This window comes from Paenibacillus sp. P22, from assembly GCF_000469945.2.
Lineage (GTDB): Bacteria > Bacillota > Bacilli > Paenibacillales > Paenibacillaceae > Paenibacillus_O > Paenibacillus_O humicus.
The window spans coordinates 23,878-44,494 of record NZ_CBRA020000074.1 but is presented as its reverse complement, the minus strand read 5'-3'; the positions used below and the strand labels follow the sequence as shown (position 1 = coordinate 44,494).

General features: G+C 58.6%; 20 protein-coding genes. 7 read left to right on the top strand and 13 right to left on the bottom strand.

The window, feature by feature from the left end:
* Window positions 1-10: 10 nt before the first annotated feature.
* The 3 genes from BN871_RS11985 to BN871_RS11975 are packed head-to-tail and all read right to left on the bottom strand — an operon-like array spanning window position 11 to window position 3,071.
* Complete coding sequence (locus BN871_RS11985; protein WP_021881627.1) at window positions 11-1,537, bottom strand: tripartite tricarboxylate transporter permease; 1,527 nt, start codon at window positions 1,535-1,537, stop codon at window positions 11-13.
* 12 nt (window positions 1,538-1,549) lie between these two features.
* Window positions 1,550-2,011: a tripartite tricarboxylate transporter TctB family protein gene (locus BN871_RS11980; RefSeq protein ID WP_048746202.1), complete on the bottom strand. Its 462-nt coding sequence runs from the start codon at window positions 2,009-2,011 to the stop codon at window positions 1,550-1,552.
* A 46-nt stretch (window positions 2,012-2,057) separates the two neighbouring features.
* Complete coding sequence (locus BN871_RS11975) at window positions 2,058-3,071, bottom strand: tripartite tricarboxylate transporter substrate binding protein (protein ID WP_048746200.1); 1,014 nt, start codon at window positions 3,069-3,071, stop codon at window positions 2,058-2,060.
* A gap of 212 nt (window positions 3,072-3,283) precedes the next feature.
* On the opposite strand from BN871_RS11975, the gene BN871_RS11965 reads away from it, so the two are divergent.
* The gene (locus BN871_RS11965) at window positions 3,284-4,876 is read left to right on the top strand and encodes a sensor histidine kinase (RefSeq protein ID WP_048746196.1); all 1,593 of its coding nucleotides are present in this window, start codon (window positions 3,284-3,286) and stop codon (window positions 4,874-4,876) included.
* A gap of 15 nt (window positions 4,877-4,891) precedes the next feature.
* Window positions 4,892-5,617 carry a response regulator gene (locus BN871_RS11960; RefSeq protein WP_021878737.1) on the top strand — a complete coding sequence of 242 codons (726 nt, stop codon included), beginning with the start codon at window positions 4,892-4,894 and terminating at the stop codon, window positions 5,615-5,617.
* Between the two features lie 151 nt (window positions 5,618-5,768).
* Here the strand turns inward: BN871_RS11960 and BN871_RS11955 are convergent, their stop codons facing one another.
* From BN871_RS11955 to BN871_RS11930, 6 genes are all read right to left on the bottom strand, one after another.
* Window positions 5,769-6,206: a rhodanese-like domain-containing protein gene (locus BN871_RS11955; protein WP_048746195.1), complete on the bottom strand. Its 438-nt coding sequence runs from the start codon at window positions 6,204-6,206 to the stop codon at window positions 5,769-5,771.
* A 100-nt stretch (window positions 6,207-6,306) separates the two neighbouring features.
* Entirely contained in the window at window positions 6,307-7,218 is a 912-nt protein-coding gene (locus BN871_RS11950) for a LysR family transcriptional regulator (RefSeq protein WP_048746193.1), read from the bottom strand.
* Window positions 7,219-7,255: 37 nt separating this feature from the next.
* Window positions 7,256-9,010, bottom strand: a complete 1,755-nt coding sequence (locus BN871_RS11945; RefSeq protein WP_048746191.1) for an ABC transporter ATP-binding protein — start codon at window positions 9,008-9,010, stop codon at window positions 7,256-7,258.
* 4 nt (window positions 9,011-9,014) lie between these two features.
* A complete protein-coding gene (locus BN871_RS11940) occupies window positions 9,015-10,754 on the bottom strand; it encodes an ABC transporter ATP-binding protein (protein WP_048746188.1) in 1,740 nt (579 codons plus the stop codon).
* Window positions 10,751-11,335 carry a PadR family transcriptional regulator gene (locus BN871_RS26205; RefSeq protein WP_053086976.1) on the bottom strand — a complete coding sequence of 195 codons (585 nt, stop codon included), beginning with the start codon at window positions 11,333-11,335 and terminating at the stop codon, window positions 10,751-10,753. Before BN871_RS26205 ends, BN871_RS11940 begins: the two co-directional genes overlap by 4 nt.
* A gap of 336 nt (window positions 11,336-11,671) precedes the next feature.
* Window positions 11,672-12,391 (bottom strand): YebC/PmpR family DNA-binding transcriptional regulator, encoded by a 720-nt coding sequence (locus tag BN871_RS11930; RefSeq protein WP_048746186.1) that lies wholly within the window; start codon window positions 12,389-12,391, stop codon window positions 11,672-11,674.
* 212 nt (window positions 12,392-12,603) lie between these two features.
* Here BN871_RS11930 and BN871_RS26195 point away from each other — a divergent pair, with 212 nt between their 5' ends.
* The 5 genes from BN871_RS26195 (at window position 12,604) to BN871_RS11905 (ending at window position 17,037) form a co-directional block, all read left to right on the top strand.
* Window positions 12,604-13,152, top strand: a complete 549-nt coding sequence (locus BN871_RS26195) for a DUF4358 domain-containing protein (RefSeq protein WP_083436401.1) — start codon at window positions 12,604-12,606, stop codon at window positions 13,150-13,152.
* A gap of 13 nt (window positions 13,153-13,165) precedes the next feature.
* Window positions 13,166-14,584 (top strand): MBOAT family protein, encoded by a 1,419-nt coding sequence (locus tag BN871_RS11920; protein ID WP_048746182.1) that lies wholly within the window; start codon window positions 13,166-13,168, stop codon window positions 14,582-14,584.
* 24 nt (window positions 14,585-14,608) lie between these two features.
* On the top strand, window positions 14,609-15,760 hold the full coding sequence (locus BN871_RS11915) for a DHHW family protein (protein ID WP_048746180.1): 1,152 nt from the start codon (window positions 14,609-14,611) through the stop codon (window positions 15,758-15,760).
* Between the two features lie 73 nt (window positions 15,761-15,833).
* Window positions 15,834-16,583 carry a trans-aconitate 2-methyltransferase gene (locus tag BN871_RS11910; protein WP_332310215.1) on the top strand — a complete coding sequence of 250 codons (750 nt, stop codon included), beginning with the start codon at window positions 15,834-15,836 and terminating at the stop codon, window positions 16,581-16,583.
* Window positions 16,584-16,668: 85 nt separating this feature from the next.
* Window positions 16,669-17,037: a GNAT family N-acetyltransferase gene (locus tag BN871_RS11905; protein WP_021878749.1), complete on the top strand. Its 369-nt coding sequence runs from the start codon at window positions 16,669-16,671 to the stop codon at window positions 17,035-17,037.
* 403 nt (window positions 17,038-17,440) lie between these two features.
* Here BN871_RS11905 and BN871_RS11900 read toward each other — a convergent pair whose 3' ends face one another.
* The 4 genes from BN871_RS11900 to BN871_RS11885 all read right to left on the bottom strand — a co-directional run bounded on the left by BN871_RS11900 (window position 17,441) and on the right by BN871_RS11885 (window position 20,604).
* Window positions 17,441-18,295 (bottom strand): phosphotransferase, encoded by an 855-nt coding sequence (locus tag BN871_RS11900; protein ID WP_232312991.1) that lies wholly within the window; start codon window positions 18,293-18,295, stop codon window positions 17,441-17,443.
* A gap of 120 nt (window positions 18,296-18,415) precedes the next feature.
* Window positions 18,416-18,838 (bottom strand): DUF1801 domain-containing protein, encoded by a 423-nt coding sequence (locus tag BN871_RS11895; protein WP_048746176.1) that lies wholly within the window; start codon window positions 18,836-18,838, stop codon window positions 18,416-18,418.
* Between the two features lie 125 nt (window positions 18,839-18,963).
* Window positions 18,964-19,893 carry an RluA family pseudouridine synthase gene (locus BN871_RS11890; RefSeq protein WP_048746174.1) on the bottom strand — a complete coding sequence of 310 codons (930 nt, stop codon included), beginning with the start codon at window positions 19,891-19,893 and terminating at the stop codon, window positions 18,964-18,966.
* A gap of 135 nt (window positions 19,894-20,028) precedes the next feature.
* The gene (locus tag BN871_RS11885; RefSeq protein ID WP_048746173.1) at window positions 20,029-20,604 is read right to left on the bottom strand and encodes a DUF1697 domain-containing protein; all 576 of its coding nucleotides are present in this window, start codon (window positions 20,602-20,604) and stop codon (window positions 20,029-20,031) included.
* Between the last annotated feature and the right edge of the window lie 13 nt (window positions 20,605-20,617).

The window sequence follows — 20,617 nt, the reverse complement described above, 5'->3', positions numbered from 1 at the left end:
TCCGTCCAAGTTAAGCTTCTTCGTTGATCAGCACCTTCCGACCCTTCAGCTTCAGCACGAGCGGAATGGTCACCCACAGCAGTCCGATGAACAGGAACAGGAGCGATACCGGCTTTTCCAGGAAGATCATGAAATCCCCGTTGGAGATCGTCAGCGCCCGGCGCATGTTGTTCTCCATCATAGGTCCGAGAATCAGGCCGAGCACGAGCGGTGCCAGCGGAAAATCGTTTTTGGCGAGGAAATAACCGGCCAGGCCGCAGCCCATGACGAGCAGCAGGTCGAAGGTGGAATATTGCACCGCGTAGACGCCGAATACGGAAAAGACGATGATCAGAGGTATCAGATATTTCGCCGGCGTCTGGATGACCTTGGCGAAGATGCGGACGAGCGGCAGATTGAGGATGAGCAGCATCAGATTGCCGACGAACATGCTGGCGATGACGCCCCAGGCGAGCTGCGGGTGATCCTGGAACAGCAAGGGACCCGGCTGGACATTGTACATGATGAAGGCGCCCATGAGAATCGCCGTCGTGCCGGAAGACGGGATGCCGAGGCTGAGCAGCGGAATCATGGCCCCGCCCGATGCGGCGTTGTTGGCCGATTCCGGCGCCGCGACGCCGGCGATCGCGCCTTTGCCGAACTGCTCGGGATTTTTGCTGATTTTCTTTTCCATGATATAAGCGAAGAAGGAAGCCAGAATCGCTCCCGCTCCGGGAAGCAGCCCGATGAAGAAGCCGAGCACGGAGCCGCGGGCGATCGGAGCGGCGCTGTCCTTCATGTCCTGCTTCGTCGGCAGGATGCGGTTGATTTTCGCCATTTCCCCTTCATTGCTGTCCTTCTCCAGTATCGTCTTGAATACTTCTCCGACAGCGAACAAGCCGACGGCAACGGTCAGGAATTCAAGGCCTTGGTACAGCTCCGGCACGCCGAAGGTGAACCGCTCGACTCCCGACACGCTGTCGATGCCGATCGTCGCCAGAAGCAGGCCGAATGCGGTCATGATCAAGGATTTGAGCATCGACTTGCCGGCCAGGCCGCTGATCGCCAGCAAGCCGAGAATCATGAGCGAGAAGTATTCCGCCGGACCGAACTTGATCGCGACGGCAGACAGCGGCCGCGCCAGGAAGATGAGGCCGATCAGAGAAATGATTCCCGCCGCGAAGGATCCGATGGCCGCGATTGCAAGCGCCGCTCCCGCCCTGCCCTGCTTCGCCATCTGATAGCCGTCGAGCGTGGTGACGACCGACGATGACTCTCCCGGCGTGTTCAGCAGGATGGAAGTCGTCGAGCCTCCGTACATCGCGCCGTAGTAGACGCCTGCCAGCAGAATGATGGAGCTGGTCGCCGCCTCTTCGGGCGACAATCCCGACGTCATCGTAGCGGTGATTGGAATCAGCAGCGCCACGCCGCTCATCGGACCGATGCCGGGCAGAACGCCGACGACGGTGCCGATCAGGACCCCGAAGAAGACGAAGAGCAGATTATGCCACTGCATGGCCGTGGCGAGTCCGTGAAGCAAATAATCGATCGTGCTCATGTTGCCGCCCCCTTAGGATAAGCCCAGCCATGCCGGAAAGCCCGGAAGGGATCCGTCGAGCACATGGACATAGAGATAATAGATGCCGTATGAAAAGCAGGCTGCAATCAGGATGGAAGCTGCCAGGCGCCCCTTTTGCATCGTCTGGAACCCGATCAGAAGGAACAGGAAGGTCGTAATGACGAATCCGGCGCTTTCGAGCAGCAGGGCGTACAGAACCGCCGCGATGAATATGATGCCGAACCGCTTGTAATCCAGCGAAGCTTTCGCGGATGCCGCGCGTTCCTTGCGGAAAGTATCATAGATCAGCTTGGCGCTGAGCAGCAGGAGGCATCCTCCCAGGAAAAGCGGAAAGATGTTGGCTCCGATGCTGCTGCCGTAAGCGCTGGAAGAGATGGTGCTGCTGCCTGCCATGAAAAAAATGCCGATGGCGCCGAACACGATGCCTGCATATCGGTCAAAGCTGTGGTTCACCGTGATTCCTCCTCTCTCCGGGCGGATAGCCTCGGTTCAAAATGGATTACTTCTGCATGCCGAGCGCCGCAAGCATATCGTGCAGCTGCTTGTTCTGGTCTTCCAGGAACGTTTTGAACTCATCCGAGTTCTTGTAGTCCGTCTGCCAGTTGTTTGCCTTCATTTCGGCCGCCCATTCCGGCGAATCCTTCATTTTGGCAAGCGTCTCCTCCCAGAAGGCCTTTGCCCCCTCGCTCATTTCCTTCGGCCCGAAAATGCCGCGCCAGATCAGGAATTCGGCATCGATGCCCTGCTCCTTCATCGTCGGCACATCCTTCAGATTGTCCAGCCGCTCCGGCGCCGCGACCGCCAGCACTTTGATCTTGCCGGACTTCACGTACTGGTCCAGGGAAGAGGCATCGGTACCGAGCACGTCCGCATTGCCGCCCAGCAAGGCGGTAAGCGCCTCCCCTCCTCCGTCGTAGGAGACATACTTGATCGTTTTGGGATCGATCCCATATTTGTAGGCCGGAAGGATCGAGACCAGATGATCCATGGAGCCGGGCGCCGAGCCGCCCGCTACCGTGAATGCGGAAGGATCCTTCTTGATGTCGTCCAGCAGGGTTTTCAGATCCTCGTATTTGGAGTCGGCCGCGACGGCGATGGCCCCATAGTCTTTGGTCAGCTGCGCCAGCGGCGTCGTATCCGCGTATCCGTAAGGAGAATTGCCTTCCTTCTTCAAGTTGTTGATCAGAATCGGAGGCGAGTTGACGAACAGCTTGTAATCGTCCTTCTTGTCTTTCGTTGCATATTCGGCCATGAACACGGCTCCGCCGCCGCCGGGCTTGTTCTCGACCGTAATCGCTTTCGTGACCGCCTTGCTCTCGGTCAGCACCTTGGAAATGGTCCGTGCGGTCATGTCCCATCCTCCGCCGGCTCCCGACGGAGCGACCAGCGTAAGCGACCTGGACGGATAGCTGGCCGAGCTTCCGCTCCCTCCATCGCCGCAAGCTGCAAGCCCCAGGCTCAGGATGAGCAGCGGAGTCAGGACAGCCGCTGTCTTCAGCAGTCTTTTATTCATTTCAAAAACCCCTTTGCATGTAGTATAGTTTAGCTGATCGATTCCGATCTCCTATCATATAAAGCGCTTTCATAATACCATCCGCCTGCATGCCCAACCACGTTAAGGACATAAAACGAATTGAATTCGTTTCGGGCGTTTTGTTCATTTTGTTCACGCCGCTCTCTCGCTCCCGGGAATGCCGGCCTGAGCCAACGGAGGCTGTCTTCATCATGCGTTTGCAAACCAAACTGATTCTCATCATCTGCTCTCTCCTGACCCTGCTCATTCTCGCGCTTGGGGGAACGTTCTATTATGTCGTAACCCGCGTCGTGGAGCAGCAGATCGGCGTGCGGGCCCTGACCGTCGCGGAGTCGCTGGCGGTCATGCCGGAAATACGTGAGGCGCTCCTGGCGCCCGAGCCGAGCCGTGTCATCCAGCCGATCGCCGAAAGCGTCCGCCTGAAAACCAAAGCCGAATACGTCGTCATCGGCGACCGCAACGGAATCCGCCTCTCCCATCCGATCGCGGACCGGATCGGCAAGCCGATGGTCGGAGGCGACAACGGACCGGTTCTGGAGGGAAAAGCGATTATTTCCGAAGCGACAGGCTCCATGGGGCTGTCGCTCCGCGGCAAGGCGCCTATCCTCGCTGAGAACGGACAAGTCATCGGAATCGTCAGCGTCGGGTTCCTCGCTTCGGAGATCGACCGGATCGACGATCCCTACCAGCACAAGGTCTATGCCGTATGCGCCTTCGTGCTTTTGCTCGGAGCAGCCGGCGCCGTCTTCATCGCCCGCAGCGTGCGCCGCTCCATCCATGGACTGGAGCCCAAGGAAATCGCCGCGCTGTACATGGAGAAGAAAGCGATTCTGGAATCGATCCGGGAAGGCGTCATCGCCGTCAACCGGGAAGGCCGGATTACGATGGCCAACCGCATCGCCATGGATATTCTTCAGGTGCCCGAGAACGAGGATCTGACCGGCAGAGCGATAGAAGAGGTGCTTCCCAATACAGGCCTGCTTGAAGTCGTGCGGAGCGGAGAGGTCCAGCTGGACCGGGAAATGCAGATGCGCGGCAAGGATGTCGTCGCCAACCGGGTGCCGCTGCTGGACGGCAAGGGAGAGGTAGCCGGAGCGGTCTCCAGCTTCAGGGACAAGTCGGAGCTGTACCGCCTTGCGCAGGAGCTGTCGAGGGTCAGGCTGTTCGCGGACTCCCTGCGCGCCCAGACGCATGAATTCTCCAACCGGCTGTATGTGATCTCCGGGCTTATCCAGCTGGGATCGTATCAGGAAGCCGTGGAGCTGATTCACACCGAAGCCGGCATGCAGCAAAATCTGGTGCAGTTCATCATGCGCGAGATTCCAGATCCCGTTATCGGCGGGTTTCTGATCGGCAAGTTCAATCATGCGAGGGAGCTCAAGGTCAATTTCACTCTCGATGCCGAGAGCAGCTTCAGGGATGTGCCGGAGTCGCTCGACCGCAGCCTGCTCGTGACGATCATCGGCAATCTTGCGGACAACGCGATGGAAGCTGTGCTGGCACGCAGCGGCCTTTCGCCGCAAGAGCGGCGGGTCAGTCTGCTGCTGACCGATCTCGGCAAGGATCTCATCATCGAATGCGAGGATAATGGCGCGGGCGTGGCGGAAGGGCTTGGCGAGACGGTGTTTCATAAAGGCATCTCCACCAAAGAAGGCGACGATCGGGGGATCGGCCTCTATCTTGTGCATGAGGCCGTGACGAGGCTTGGGGGCATGGTGACTTACAGCCGCAAGCCAACCGGAGGAACGATCTTTATAGCGGCGGTGCCGAAGCATCCGGAATAACGGGAGGTTGAAGTCATGGAACAGCAAAAAAAGCCCGACATGCCGATTGAAGTGCTGATTATCGAAGACGATCTGCGCATCGCCGAGATCAACAGGCGGTTTCTGGAGCAGATTCCCGGCTTCCGGGTATGCGGAATCGCTGCCGACGAAGCACAGGCCAAGGTTCAGCTTGAAATTCTGGAGCCGCAGCTCGTGCTTCTCGATATTTACCTGCCGCCCGCAAGCGGCCTGGACCTTCTTCGCCATATCCGGCAGCTGCACCGCAGCACCGATGTCGTCATGATCACGGCCGCCCGCGAGATCGGACCGGTGCAGGAGGCGATCCGCTGCGGAGCCTTCGACTATTTGATGAAACCGGTCGTATTCGACAGGCTCAAGGAAACGATGGAAAGATACGCCCATTACCATCGCGAGCTCTCGCGCCTGCACGAAGCCGACAGCATCGGGCAGCATGACGTGGACCGCCTGCTCACCCGGGCGGGAGAGCTCCCTGGACCGGCAGACCTTTCGCCGCTGCCCAAAGGAATCGACAAGCTGACGCTCGATAAGGTGTACCAGGCGATTGCCGGCGACAAGAACGGCATGTCGGCCGAAAAGGTCGCCAAGCTGATCGGATTCAGCCGCTCTACCAGCCGCAGGTATTTGGAGTATCTGGTCGGTCTCGGTACGATCGACGCGGACCTGACTTACGGAGTCGGGCGGCCGGAACGGGTATACCGCTGCCGCAAGGGACGCTCGTAGACGGGCGGCAGCCTCTCATCGGAACCCCTATTTTCTGAAGACTTAGCCGGGTGCCGAACAATAGGCGGCATGCCGGCTCATCCTATCGGATTCCTTGGGAAGAAAAAGAAGCCGCCTGCGCAGGCGGCTTCTTTTCTTCCCATTCGCTCCGCTATCCAATGAGCGGCGCGTCCTCTCCGAGCCTGCCCGCGATCTCGAATCCTTCGCGGCGCCAGTATTCGATGCCGCCGATCATTTCCTTGACCTGGAATCCGAGCGCGGCGAGCTTGGCGGCCGCCTTCGTTCCGGCGTTGCAGGCCGGGCTCCAGCAGTAGGCGACGATCGGAATCTGCGGGTCCAGGGACTGGACCGATTCGGCGTTGATCAGCCTGTGGGGAAGGCTGACGGCGCCGGGAATGTGGCCGTTTCCATAAGCTTCCGGCGAACGGGCGTCTACCAGCACGAACGAGCCGGCTCCATGCTTCAGATCGTGGTGCACATCGGACGGATCCGTCTCTACCGCCAGCCTGGCGGCAAAATGGCGGCTGGCTTCAAGCGGTGCCGCGAAGGGAGTTTCTTCAACGAGAGATGATGCGATAGAACTTGTCATGATCCTTTCAGCCTCCTGTCGGTTCTCGTGGAACCTTTCGTGAAGCCAGCTTATCATGAACCTGACCGCTGCCGTTATCGGCCGTTTTCGATTCCTGGCATCATTCGTTTCGATGGATAGCGGTCTCTTCACCGATAGAGCCTGAGCCGCTCATGACATGTACAAAGGCCTCGAACGCCTGCGAAACCCTTCTCCGCTTGGCGTAAAGCAGCTGGATGCAGAAGCGGAACTCCGAACGGTCCAGCCTCGCGGCATGAAGCTGGCCGCTCGCGATCTCCTTCTCGACGGCGATTCTCGGCAGAAGAGCGATGCCCAGCCCGTAGCCGACGCCCTGCTTGATCGCCTGCAGGCTGCCGAATTCATACGAGAGCCTGCATGGCACCGCTTCCTTGCGGAGCGATTGCAGCAGCAAGGCTCGGTATGTGCAGCCTTCCTCGGTGAGGATGACGGATTCGCCTTCCAGATCACGCAGGGACAGCGTGTTCCTAGCGCCGAAGCGATGCTCCGGAGAGGTCACGATGAGCAGATCCTGCTCCTGGATCAAGCGCACATGAAGCTCGGGATCGGCATAAGGCGGATCGAGAATGAAGCCGGCGTCCAGACTGCCCTCCTTGACCATCTTGATGATCTGCGATTCATTGCCGGTCACGAGAGCCACGTTCATATCCGGGTGGCTTTGGCCGAAGATTTGCAGCCGCTTGGGCAAGTAATATGAGGCGACCGTCTCGATCGTCCCGATCGTAAGCGTGCCTTTGCCGCCGGAAGCGACAGCATCCCTCGATTCCGCATGAAGGCTGAGAATCTGCCTGGCATAGCCCAGCAGCGTCTCCCCGGATTCGGTCAACGCCATCCTCCTCCCCCGGCGCTCCAGCAGGACGGCTCCGTAAGCCTCCTCCAGCTTCTGGATCTGGGCCGTTACGCTCGACTGGGCATAGCCGAGCCGTTCGGCGGCTTCCGTGTAGCTGCCTCTGTCCGCAACCTCGACAAACGTACGAAGATACGTAAGCTCCATAATCGTCCTCTCCTTCCCGGCTTCCTTGTTGCAGCCTTTAAGATACGCTCTGGAAATGCCGTGTGTGCAAATCCCGATACAGCCCTTGGACGGAAGAGAGCTGTTCATGATTGCCCTGCTGTACGATCCGGCCTCCGTCAACGACCAGAATCGTGTCCGCAGCCCGGATCGTGCTGAGCCGATGGGCGATCACAAAGCTCGTCCTTCCTTCCATCAGAACCGCCATCGCCTGCTGGATGCGCTGCTCGGCCAGCGTATCGACGCTGCTCGTCGCTTCGTCGAGGATAAGGATATCGGGATCGGCCAGCAGCGTACGGGCGATGCAAAGCAGCTGTCGCTGCCCTTGGCTGAGGCTGCCGCCGTCGGCCGACAGCTCCGTGTCGTAGCCGTCCGGCATTCGGGTTATGAAGCCGTGGGCGGAGGCAGCCTTGGCCGCGCGTTCAATCTCCGCCTCCGAAGCGTCGAGACGGCCGTAGCGGATATTGTCGCGGATCGTCCCCTTGAACAGGACGCTGTCCTGCAGGACGATGCCGATGCGGGAGCGAAGCATTCTCTTGTCCATGCTCCCGATTTCTTCGCCGCCGATGAAGATGCTGCCCGAGGTCGGCTCGTAGAAGCGGGCCAGCAGCGACATGATCGTCGTCTTGCCGGCTCCTGTAGGTCCGACGAGAGCGGTCATGCTGCCCGGCTCCGAGCGGAAGCTGATCTCCTCGAGGATGGGAGCCTCCGGCGAATAGGCGAATCCGACCCGGTCGAACGTCACCGCGGAATTCCGGAGAGAACGGCCGGAGCCCGGCAACGGCTCGGACGGTTCCGGCCCGTCATGCTCCGACGGGACATCCATCGTCTCGAACACCCTCTCCGCTCCGGCGATTCCTGCCTGGATGAGGTTGTACTGGTTGGCCAGCTCGTTGATCGGGGAGCTGAACTGCCTGGAATAGGCCAGGAAGCTGACGATGACGCCGGCCGAAGCATGGCCGCCGGCCGCCAGCCAGCCGCCGGCAGCGGCGATGAGCAGGTAGTTCAGATGGCCGAGCACATTCATGGACGGTCCCATGAGGCCGGAAATGAGTTGAGCTTTGACGCCCGCCGTTCTCAGCCTGCCGTTCATCTCGCCGAACTGCCGCTCTGCACGGTCTTCCTGATTGAACAGCGTGACGATCCGCCGTCCGGAGACGGTCTCCTCAATATAGCCGTTGATGGCGCCCAGCTCCAGCTGCTGCAGCCTGAATTGCTTTTTCGTCGCCGCGCCAATGCGCCTGGAGGCGAGAAATAGGAGAGGAACCGTCGAGATGGCGACCGCAGTCAGCAGCGGCTGCAGCCAGATCATGACCGCGAAGCTGCCGACAATCGAGAGCGCGCTCGACAGCAGCTGCACCAGGCTTTGGTTGAGCGTATTGGATACGTTCTCGATATCGTTGGTCGCCCGGCTCATGAGATCGCCTTGCTTTTTTCCGGTAAAATAGCGAAGAGGAAGATTCTGGATGTGGCTGAACAGATCGCCTCTCATCCTCCAAACCGTTCTCTGGGACACCGAGGCGAGCAGGCGCGCCTGAATCCAGGCGACAAAAGCGGATGCCGCATAGACGGCTGCCAGCAGCAGGCAGGCACGTGTGAGGCCCGCCCTCTCCTTCGGAATAATGAAGCCGTCGATGGCTCGCCCGAGCAGATAAGGTCCGGCAAGCGTCAAGGCGGAAGCGGCGATTGTGAGAATCGCTATGAAGAGAACGGAACGATGTTGTCCCTTCAGATAGGAACCGACCCTCTTGAGAGGGGATTGGGGCTTGGACATGCGATCACGCTCCTTGCTGGGAGTCGGACAGCTGCCGGTACAGAACGCTGCTGGCGAGAAGCTCCTCGTGGCTGCCGACTGCGGTCAATTTTCCATTTTCGAGGACCGCGATGCGGTCCATTCCCGCCAGTGCAGAGATGCGCTGCGAGATGACGATCAGGGTCGTATGCTCCCTTCGTTCAAGCTTCTCTCTCAGCCTGGCGTCCGTCGAGGCGTCCAGCGCGCTCGAGCTGTCATCCAGGATGAGAATATCCGGCTTCAGGAGCAGAGTCCGGGCGATAGCGACCCGCTGCTTCTGGCCTCCGCTCAGGTTCACGCCGCGCTGGCCGAGCATCGCCTCGTAGCGTTCAGGAATCGCATCGATGAAAGCCTTGGCCTGCGCATCATCGGCAGCCGCTTCGATGTCATCCGCCGCTGCGCCTGGACGGCCGTAGGCGATATTTTCACGGATGGAGCCGCTGAACAGATGCGCTTGCTGCAGCACGATTCCAACCCGCTCGCGAAGCTTTCCGGCATCCCATTGCTTCAATGGAATTCCATCCAGCAGCACTTCTCCTTCGGCAGGATTCAGCAGACCGGCCATCAGCCCTGCAAGCGTGGATTTGCCCGCTCCGTTGATGCCGGCGATGCCGATTCGTTCTCCTTCGCGGATGGACAGATCGATTCCTGCCAGCGCAGCCGGCTGCGATCGTCCATCCGTATTTGGATATCGATACCCGGCGCCTCGAAGCTCCAGACATGGAGCTCCCTTTTCGGGCCGCGCTGGCATTGCGATCTCAGGTTTATAGGCCGATTCCTTTGTCTCCGCCTGCAGCACTTCCTGGATCCGCCTCGCGGATGCCTGAGCGCGGCCGATCGTCATGAGATGGTTGCCGAGGTTCATCGTGGCGAACAGTAGCTGGCTGATATAGGTCAGAAATGCGGCCAGCTCCCCGGGCTGCAGGCTCCCGCTGCGGGTGAGCGCTCCGCCGTACCAGAGCGCCGCAACCGTGCTGAAATTCAGCACGATGGCGAGCAGCGGACCGTTGAGCGCGGCAAGCCGGGCCGCGCGGAGGCTGGCATCCAGGAAGCGGTTGTTGGCGGAGCCGAACCGCTCCCGCTCGTGAGCGGCGCGCACGAACGCCTTGACGACCCGGATGCCGGATAGATTCTCTTGCAGAATTGTGTTGACCCGATCCATTGCTCTCTGCACCGATCCGAACAGCGGAACCGATCGGCGGGTCGTGAACGCCAGAAGCAGCGCGAGCAGCGGAATCATGACGATCAGCACGAGGGACAGCCTCGGACTGATGACGATGCACATGACGATGCTGCCGGCAACGATGAACACGCTGCGGGCAAGCATGCGGAGCGCGACGAGGATGACCTGCTGCAGCTGGGCGATATCTCCGGTGAGCCGGGTGAGCAGGCTGCCCGTTCCGAAGCGGTCGACGGTGTCCAATCCAAGCCGCTGCACCTTGCCGTACAAGCTGGCGCGCAGATCATGCCCGGCATTCTGCGAAGCGAGCGTAGAATAGACCGTGCACAGCACTCCGCCTGCCAGGCCGACAAGGGCTGCGCCGAGCATGTAAGGAGCCGTCCGCAGCACCTGGGACGGATCCGATTTCACGATGCCCTGGTCGACGATGGCGGCCATGAATCTCGGCTGCAGCAGATCCATCGCGACCTCCAGCAGCATGAACAGCGGCGCTGCGATGACCGCCCACCGATAAGGCGAGAGCTTCGACGACAGAAGCTTGATCATTTTCCGGCAGCCTCGGCCTCGCCCGGCTGAACGTCATCTTCTCCGTCCTGCTCCAGTCCATCCAGCCATGCTTTCAGAGCTGCGTAAGCGTCCGCCAAAGGCGTAGTGTTTCCTGTCTCCTCAGGCGAGGAAGGCTTCTGCGCCATCAGCTCGACTCCGTATTGGATCATGCTGTTCCAATCCAGCAGGCTGAGGTCAGGCCCCTTTTCGCCGCCGTATTCCTCCGCAGCTGCAAGAGACCGATGGTAAATCTCCTTCATACGCTGCGCGTGAGACTTTCTCCAGTCCTGCCAGGAAGGCTTGCCTGCATCGGCATCGGCTCCCATCCTGCGGCGGTGCTCTGCCAGATCCTCCCGTCCTTCCTCCGTGATCCGGTAGGAACGGCGGCTATCCGTCGAGGCTTCGGAAGAAATCAGCCCTTTATGCTCAAGCTTCTGAAGCACGGGATATACGGAGCCGGCGCTGGGAATATAACTGCCGCCGCTCTCCTCCTCCATCGTCTTCATGAGCTGATAGCCATGCATCGGCTCCCGGCTCAACAGCTGGAGCACGGCATACTTCAACTGCCCCCGGTGGAACATCCGGCCTCCGCCGTCGCCTCCGCCCTCCCCGTCCGCCTCCGTCCGCCCCGTCCGCCATCCTGGCGGCCGGGGCCGTGTCCGCGGCCCGGATCCAACCCATGCCGCCGGGCGCTCCGGAAGCTATGTCCTTCCCGGCTTCGGCTCCTATCTCTCATCGATGTTCAACCTCCAATACGATATATCGTTACTGTCTTGCTTCGAGATTACGATATATCGCATTGAGCGTCAAATCATTCTTTTCGATACGTGCAGCGCGCATAAGCGGCACCTCCATTTTTCTCGCAAAAAAGACCGTCAAGCTCCTAGGAGGGAGCCGACGGCCTTCTCTTTGCGATTCTATTCCTCATACTCCACGTTGTGATACACCTGCTGCACGTCCTCGAGATCCTCCAGCGTGTCGATGATCTTCTCGAACGGAGCCTCCGCTTCTTCCGGCAGCGTCACGTAGTTCTGAGCGAGCATCGTCAGCTCGGCTACGGTGAATTCCGAGATGCCGGCGGCCTTGAGCGCTTCCTGCACGGCGTGGAATTGATCCGGCTCGGCATAGACGAGAATGTTCTCGTCTTCCTCGACGATATCGCGCACGTCCACGTCGGCTTCGAGCATGATCTCCATGATGTCGTCCAGGGACTTGTCCGCCACGCCGATGACGGCAGTCGCGTCGAACATGTAGGCGACGGAGCCGTTGACGCCCATGTTGCCGCCGTTTTTGCTGAACGCCGCGCGCACGGCCGAAGCCGTCCGGTTCACGTTGTTCGTCAGCGCATCGACGATGACCATGGAGCCGTTCGGGCCGAAGCCCTCATAGCGGAGCTCCTCGTACACCTCGTCCGAGCTTCCCTTCGCCTTGTCGATGGCGCGGTCGATGATCGCCTTCGGCACATTGTACGTTTTGGCGCGCTCCAGCACGACGCGCAGGGCGCGGTTCGACTCCGGATCCGGCTCTCCCTTGCGGGCGGCTACATAGATTTCAAGGCCGAATTTGGCATAGATCCGACTGGTATTGGCGTCTTTCGAAGCTTTTTTTTCCTTGATATTGTTCCATTTGCGACCCATTGTACTCCCGCTTTCCTGTGGATTCTCCCATCCATTATAACCGATTCAGGCTGGCAATGGACAGATGCCTCGCAAAGAGCTGATCCCTATCTCCGAATCCGAACCTCAGGCGCGCCCATTGGGATTTAATTCCTTTCGCAACATTCGACATTTTTCGACCGTCTATCTTCCTTGAACAACATAGAATCTTATACCCAAGGGAGTTCCTGATCATGAAAAAAAGCTTATCCGCCCTGCTGCTTCTCTCCGCCGCCATCGCGCTTGCCGCCTGTTCTTCGAATGCGGCCACAAATAGTCCGAGCCCTTCCGCATCGGCATCTCCGGCACCGTCCGCATCTCCCGCTCCGTCGACTCCCAAGGAGCCGGCCCAGTCGGCCAAGGATATCGTTGCCGGCATGCTGGAAAAGATCGAACAGCCGGCCTTCGCGGATGTCGACAAGGACGGAGTCGAGCAGCAGTACCATATCGATCCGTCGCTTCTGGAGGATTTCGCCATCAAGGTTCCTCTCATGAATGTCAAGACGAATGAAATCGCCGTCCTGAAAGTCAAGGACGCCAAAGACATGAAAGCTGTCCAGGATGCGCTCAAGCAGCGCGCCGCCGACGTCCAGAAGCAGTTCGAGAACTATTTGCCCGACCAGTATGAGAACGCCAAGAGCTACGTCATCGACGTCAAGGGCAGCTATGTGCTCTTCCTGATCTCGGACAAGAGCGAACAACTGAAGGCCGCGTTCGACGGATTTTTCGACGCTTCCAAGTAACGGGTAGGCCGCTATGGTGTTCAGCAGCCTGCTGTTCCTGTTTCTCTTCCTGCCTGCGGTGCTGGTCGTTTATTATGCTTCTCCCAAGCGGCTCAAAAACGTCGTGCTGCTGATGTTCAGCCTGCTCTTCTACGCCTGGGGAGAGCCGGTCTACATCTTGCTGATGCTGTTTTCCGCGACGATGGATTACGGTTTCGGCCGCCTGCTCGGCAAGGAGGACTGGAGCGCCCAGGCGCGCAAAGCCCTCGTGGCCGGTTCGATCGCCGTCAACCTGGCTCTGCTGTCCGTCTTCAAATATTCCGATTTTCTGATCGGAAGCGTGAACGATTTCATCGGTACGGATTTCCCGCTGCCGGATCTTCCCTTGCCGATCGGGATCTCCTTTTATACCTTCCAGTCGATGTCCTACATCGTCGACGTCTATCGGCGCAGGGTGAAGGCGCAGCGGAACTGGCTTGATTTCGCCGCATTCGTGGCTTTGTTTCCCCAGCTTGTCGCCGGGCCTATCGTCGCCTATGTCACCGTGGAGAAGGAGCTTACGGAGCGCAAGTCCGATTGGGCCTTGTTCGCCGAAGGCGTAGAGCGATTCCTGATCGGCCTCGCCAAAAAAGTGCTGCTGGCCAACAATATCGGGCTTCTCTGGCACAGCGTATCGGCAGCCCCCGCGGAATCGCTGCCCGTTCTTACCGCCTGGCTGGGAATTGCCGCCTTCGCCTTTCAGATCTACTTCGACTTCAGCGGTTATTCCGACATGGCGATCGGACTCGGGCTCATGTTCGGCTTCCGCTTCAACGAGAATTTCAACAAGCCTTATACCGCTCGCAGCATCACGGACTTCTGGCGCCGCTGGCATATGTCGCTGAGCGGCTGGTTCCGCGACTATGTCTACATTCCGCTTGGAGGCAACCGCCGCGGCCTGCCGCTGCAGCTGCGCAACATTCTCATCGTCTGGATGCTCACCGGTTTGTGGCATGGTGCGAGCTGGAACTTCCTTCTGTGGGGGCTTTACTTTGGAGTGATTCTGATGCTTGAGAAAGTCTGGCTGCTCCGCAAGCTGGAGCAATGGCCGCGAATCGTCGGCCATCTGTATGCTGTGGCGCTGATTCTGGTCGGATGGGTTCTGTTCGCCTTCGAATCGCTGTCCCAAGTCATCGGCTATCTCGGCGCAATGGCGGGAATCCACGGCCAGCCGCTCGCTGACGGGCAGACCGGGTACCTCGCTTCCGGCAACGCCGTATTGCTGCTCCTTCTTGTGCTGGCTTCCTTGAACTGGAGCCGGTTCAAGATCCGATTCGCCAGCCTTGCCGCCAGCGCAAGATCAGCCAAGCTGCTTCCGGTGATCAAGCTCATCATGCTGGCGCTGCTGTTTCTGCTGTCCACCGCCTATCTCGTGGATGCGACCTTCAATCCCTTTCTTTATTTCCGATTCTAACTTCCTTGGAGAGCAGGTGCGGTCATGCGCGGCAGAACCTACAACCGGCTGCTGGCCTGCGGATTTGCCGGCATGCTGCTCGGCGTCTCCGTCCTGCTGGCCGTTACCCCCAAAAGCTCCTTTTCGGAATTGGAAAACCGCTATTTGCAAGCCTTTCCGCGTCTGGATTGGGAATCGGTCAGCAGCAAGAAATTCGCCGACGAAACGGAAGCCTACCTATCCGATCATTTTCCATGGCGCAACGGCTGGATCGGGCTGAAGTCCCGGCTGGAGACGCTGCGGGGGCAAAGGGAAAACAACGGCGTTTACCTCGGCAGCGGCGGTTGGCTGTTCGAGGCCTACCGCAAGCCCCAGTCTGACGTTATGCAAGCCTACGCGGACAAGCTGAAGACATTTGCCGGGCACCATCCCGATCTGGACATTTCCTTCATGCTCTCCCCGAACTCGGTCGGAATGGATCCGGATCGGCTGCCAGCCGGAGCTCCCCATGATTCCCAGCGCGAAGTCAACAAGGAATTCGGCCGCTTGCTTCAAGGCCGCGGAATCCACTTTCTGAATGGGTTCTCATTCCTAGATGCCGCTGCCGGATCCAAGCAGCTCTTTTACCGGACCGACCATCACTGGACGACGTACGGAGCGTTTCTCGCTTACCGGGCTTATGCCCGTTCGATGAACTGGACGCCGCTGACAGAGCAGGATTTCACCGTTCGCCCCGTCAGCAGCTCGTTTCTCGGCAGCTATCAGACCCGCGGCCAGTTCGCAGGCCTCAAGCCGGATGAGATCGATCTCTATGTCCCTAAAGTCTCCTATCCGCTGACGATGACGATTCTGGACACGGGCCAGACGAAAAACAGCCTCTACGACGGCAGCTATCTAGCCCAAAAGGATCAGTATTCCTACTTCCTCGGAGGCGTTCATGCTCTTTCCGTCATTCGGACGGAGCTGCCTCCGGCCAGGGCCGATCTGGACAAGCTGCTCGTCGTCAAGGATTCCTACGCCCACAGCGCAATTCCTTTCCTGGCTCTTCATGCCAGGGAAATCCATGTGATCGATCCCCGGTACTACAACGGCAGCATCGGCGATTACGCGGCGGCGAACGGCATCGAGCAGATTCTGTTCCTGTTCAACACAGGCAGCCTGTTTGAAACAAGCGGCTTGCTGAACCATCTGAACTGAGAGGAAGCCCCGGACAGAATCCGGGGCTTCCTTATTTTTTGCCATATATAAAATACGATGGGATTGGTATAATGTGGACCGAACAGGAGGGATTCCCATATCGGAGCGAGGACATGATTATTATGATGACGAGCATTTTCTGCAGGCCTATATGAGCCGCAGAAACAGCGTGGACAATGCCAACGACACCCTGGAAAAGCCCGTGATGCTGGAGCTGATCGGCGACCCGGAAGGGCTGCGCATTCTGGATCTGGGCTGCGGCGACGCCCGCTTCGGCACGGAGCTGCTGGAGCGGAATTGCGCCTCCTATGCCGGCGTCGAAGGCTCGGCGGCGATGTCGGAGCTCGCCCGGCGGACGCTTGCCGGCACAGCCGGCGATGTCATCCACAGCTCGATGGAGGATTGGAGCGATCCGCAGGCAAGCTACGATCTTGTGCTGTCGAGGCTGGCGCTCCACTATGTGGACGATTTGGAAGCCGTGCTGGAACGGATTGTCCAATCGCTGAAGCCCGGCGGCCGGCTGGTGTTCTCCGTCGAGCACCCCGTCATCACCTCCACTCTTCAGCCTTCGGGGACCCGAACCGACTGGACCGTCGACCGGTATTTCGATGAAGGCTTCCGGGAGCAGCAATGGCTGGGCACAACGGTCAGGAAGTTTCACCGAACCGTCGAGCATTATTTTTCCGCCCTTCAAGCGGCCGGCTTGGCGGTCGGAAGCCTGCGCGAGTCGAATCCCGTCCGGGAACGGTTCCATTCCGCGGATACCTACGAGAGGCGCCGGAGAATCCCGCTCTTCTTGTTCTTCTCCGCATCGCGCAGATGACAGCCGACATGCAGAATGATCCTGGACCTCCAATTATTCCCTTTCAATGCTATGCTGGAGGATATTTTCCGGAAGGCGTGTTTCGATGAAGATCAATGATTTTGATGCCATTCTGCTATCCATCCCAGAAAGCTTTGAAAGCGAGCGGCTGCTTATTCGCGCCCCCCTGCGGGATGATGGGGCCGCTGTGAACGAAGCCGTCAAGGAAAGCAGCGAGGAGCTTCGTCCGTGGATGCCCTGGGCGAAACTGCGCCGGACGAGTCCGAAGCCTCGATCCGCAGTGCTGGCCAGCTTGATTGAAATCCGCTGCGATTCCCGGAACGGCCGAAGCGCTGCAGTCGCGTTGCGCTGCGGCTATATGCAGGAGGGAGTTCTTCGCCGTCACTCCATCGATCCAAGCGGAAGCCCGAGGGATACGATGGTTTATTCCAAGGTAAGAGGAATCGAGTTCTAGCCTGTCGTTCACAGGCTCGCTGTTTCAGCTTGCGCCTGCTCAGATCCGTGCTGGTCCTTATGCCGGCTCTCCGCAAAGCTGCAGCAGCTTTCAAGATGGACGCAGCCGTATCTCCGGTCGCCTATTCTTTGCCCCTATAATCGTAAGTTCCTTTTACATTTTGCATTCTGCCGCTCCTTCCGTTTTGTTTTTTGAGATAAAAAAAGCGCGCAGGACCTTATGGTCCTGCGCGCTCCATATGCCGCAAGGAGGCCAACGCGAGCAGCGCTAGCCCACCCTGTTTGTATACAGGTGTGCTAACGCTGCTTGTGATGATGAAGTTGATTCAGCCGGCGAGTATCCATGGCCTTCTCTCCCTCTGCGATAAAGTAAAGTTGAGTATACTCTCCCTGAATGCATCGGCTCAATCCGAGAGCGCCCGCTGTATCGTATCCTTCGCGGCTGCGACGATCCCGGCATCCTTCTCTTCGACAGCCTGCAGCATGATGAGCATCGGGATGTAGACCGCGATCAGCCGCGCAAGTTCCCTCGTCTCCTGATCGGCTTCGCCGTATTCTTCGAAAAAGCGCTCTCTGGCATGGGATGGCAGAAAACTATAGGCGATGTTGAGATCGCAAGCCGGATGGCCGACATTCATATCGCCCCAATCCATGATTCCCGATATGAGTCCGCTATCGTCAACCAGCATGTTCTTGAAGTGAAGATCTCCATGCAGGAACACCTTTTTGCCGGCTGCGAGCTTGGCGCCTCCTTCCGTCAAATAACGGCGGAGAGAACGGTATTCATCATCGCGCATATGGGCTGCAAGCCTGGGAAGGCATTCCAGCATCTTGAGTTTTCGCGATTCCATGTCGAGCAGATTGCGATGATCGCTCGGCGCTCCGCATTCCAAGGCGGTCTCGGTCGGAAATGCGTGCACCTGCCTCAAAAAAACAGCCAACGCGGATGAGGACCGGACGCGCTGCTCATCGCTCAGCCCGATCGGATATCGGCCCGGCAGATAGCTGTATCCGAGAAATGAAGCCGGAAAATCCGGACTCGCTTTTCCCAAATGCAACGGCCTCGAAAACGGAATCGATACACGCTCTGCAAGCTGCGGCAAAATCCTCCACTCTCGCTCCAGAAGGTCTATGGCGACTTTTCTTCTCGGAAAGCGGAACACCGTCTCCGATCCGACCCGAAAGACGGTATTGTCCCAGCCATAACCGATTCTTTCGACGGTCTTGCCGGATAACGCCGGAAATTGACTTTCGATCAAGCGGCGAGCCAGCCTCTCCGATACTTCCCATTCCGCATCCCATTGATTGGCGCTGATCTTTTTCCGCTCCCTTCCATTTTCCTTCCCGCCACCCTAAGCCTTTCAACAACAGCGCGCCGGTCAGTTTCCCGGATAAGTCTCCTTCAAAAACGCAACCGACCGGGCAATCAAGGCCCTTAGAACGTCCGTGTCGATGTCTTCCACCTTATTGATGTAGACGCAGGCTTTTCCTGCCGTATATTTCCCGAAGTCCTTCAGCATGGCTTTCCGCTCGGTATCGCCCGTCGCGAAATACAGGCTGATCTTGGCCTTGCGAGGCGAGAATCCGACCAGCGGAGCATCGCCTTCATGACCCGACTTATATTTATAATGATAGCTGCCGAATCCGATGATGCTCGGTCCCCACATTTTCGGCGGATAACCTGTCGTCTCGGCAAAGAGCTGCAGCAGCTTGAAGGCATCCTCGCGCTTCTTGACGGAATCGACGTTTTCAATGAACTCCAGGACGCTGTCGTCGGTTTCTTTCGTTTTCGGTTCAGGCATGAGCGAATCCCTCCTTTTTGGATGAAGCCGTTGACAACAAATTGAAAAAAGCCGCTCAGCATCCATTCTGCTAAACGGCTCTGCATTCCTGCTGAACAAGTGGATATCAGCATTCCGCCAAGGAATCAGCTCTTCTTGTCCGAACCGGTCCGAAACGGACTCAAGAACGACTTCGGCATGTCAGCCTCAAAGCGCATCAGGCTTTCCGTCACCGGATGGATGAAAGCGAGCACGCTTGCATGCAACCCGAGCCTGCCGATCGCCTTTGATTTGGAGCCGTATTTCTTGTCGCCCACGACGGGATGTCCCAGCTCTTCCATATGGGCGCGGATCTGGTTTTTGCGTCCCGTCTCCAGGTTGACCTCCAGCAGCGAAAAGCCGGGGCTGGACTGAATCGTTTTGTAGTGGGTCACGGCATGCTGCCCGCCGTTGGGATGCGGACTGGAATACATTTTCAACGTGCTGCTTTCCTTCAGCCAGGAAGAGATCGTCCCTTCCGCCTTCGATACTCTGCCTTCTACCAGAGCGATGTACGTTCTCTCCTTCACCGCTTCCTGCCAGTTGTTCTGAAGCTTCTGCTGGACATCCTCGCTTTTGGCGAACATCATCACGCCGGAGGTATCCCGGTCAAGACGGTGCACGACAAAAATCCGGCCGGCCGGATCCTTGGCGCGGACATGGGCCATAAGCTGGCGGTAGGCGGTCATTTCCGCTTCCTTCGGCGATGCGATGGACAGCAGTCCCGCATCCTTGCGGATGACGATGACATGATCGTCTTCATGGAGAATCGACAACCCTGCTAGGGGCGGAGCCTCTACCGTCTTTTCGGTTTGGACCGTCACGGTCTGACCGGGAGCAAGTGGCAGGTTGTATGCGGTCGAAGGGCGGCCATCAACGGAAACTTGACCGCGCGCGAGCATGGATTTCACCGAGTTGCGTCCGGCGCCGGACAGCTTGATCAATAAAAAAGCAAGCAATTCCGCCGGCTCTTGAACGGCATACTGCCTGGTTGCCGGCGGCTTTGCTTTTGGGGCGTTGAATTTCTTTCTGCTCATCAAGGAAACCTCCGGTATGGGCCTATACAGGTATAAAGTCGTTTATGTTCACAATCAGCCCTACAACTATACCATACAGGCAGTCCGGTTAAAAACAGCGTTTGCGAGTCTGCAAGCCTTCCTGCGTCCAGCCAGTTAAGGAGTGTTGCGCCCGTCGGCAAGCTCCTTCAGCTTCACTACGGTCTTCCAGTTGCGCACCGTCGAATTCGGCGCGAGACGTCCAAGCTTGACCGCCAGCTTGGAATCCCGGATGCTTCCGTGGAACAGCAGATAGATTTCCCTTCCCCGGACGGCGAACCTCTCCTCGGCCGATTCGAGCCCGCGCAGCATGCCGACCGCCTCCTCTGCGGGAGCATCGTGCAGGAAGCAGACATAGAGGCTTTCTCCTTGTTCCTTCGACTCGGCCTCCTCGATCTCCGACAAGCGGAATGGAAGCGACTCAAGGACGGAGCTCCACTGCTCGACTGTACGCAGCATGGCCTCCGAATGAAATCCGAATCTCTCCTTGAAAGCCCCCTCGATCAAGGCCTTCACTTCATCCTCCGTCCCGCCGCGGCCTGCAATCAGATTGCCGCTCTGGATATACGACTTCACCTCTATCAGTCCCGCTGCCTCCAGAGCTTCCTTGAGATCAGCCATTCGGACTCGCGCCTTTCCGCCTACGTTGATTCCTCTCAGCAGAATGATCCAATCGTTGGATGCCGGCATCATGGTTTCCCCTTCC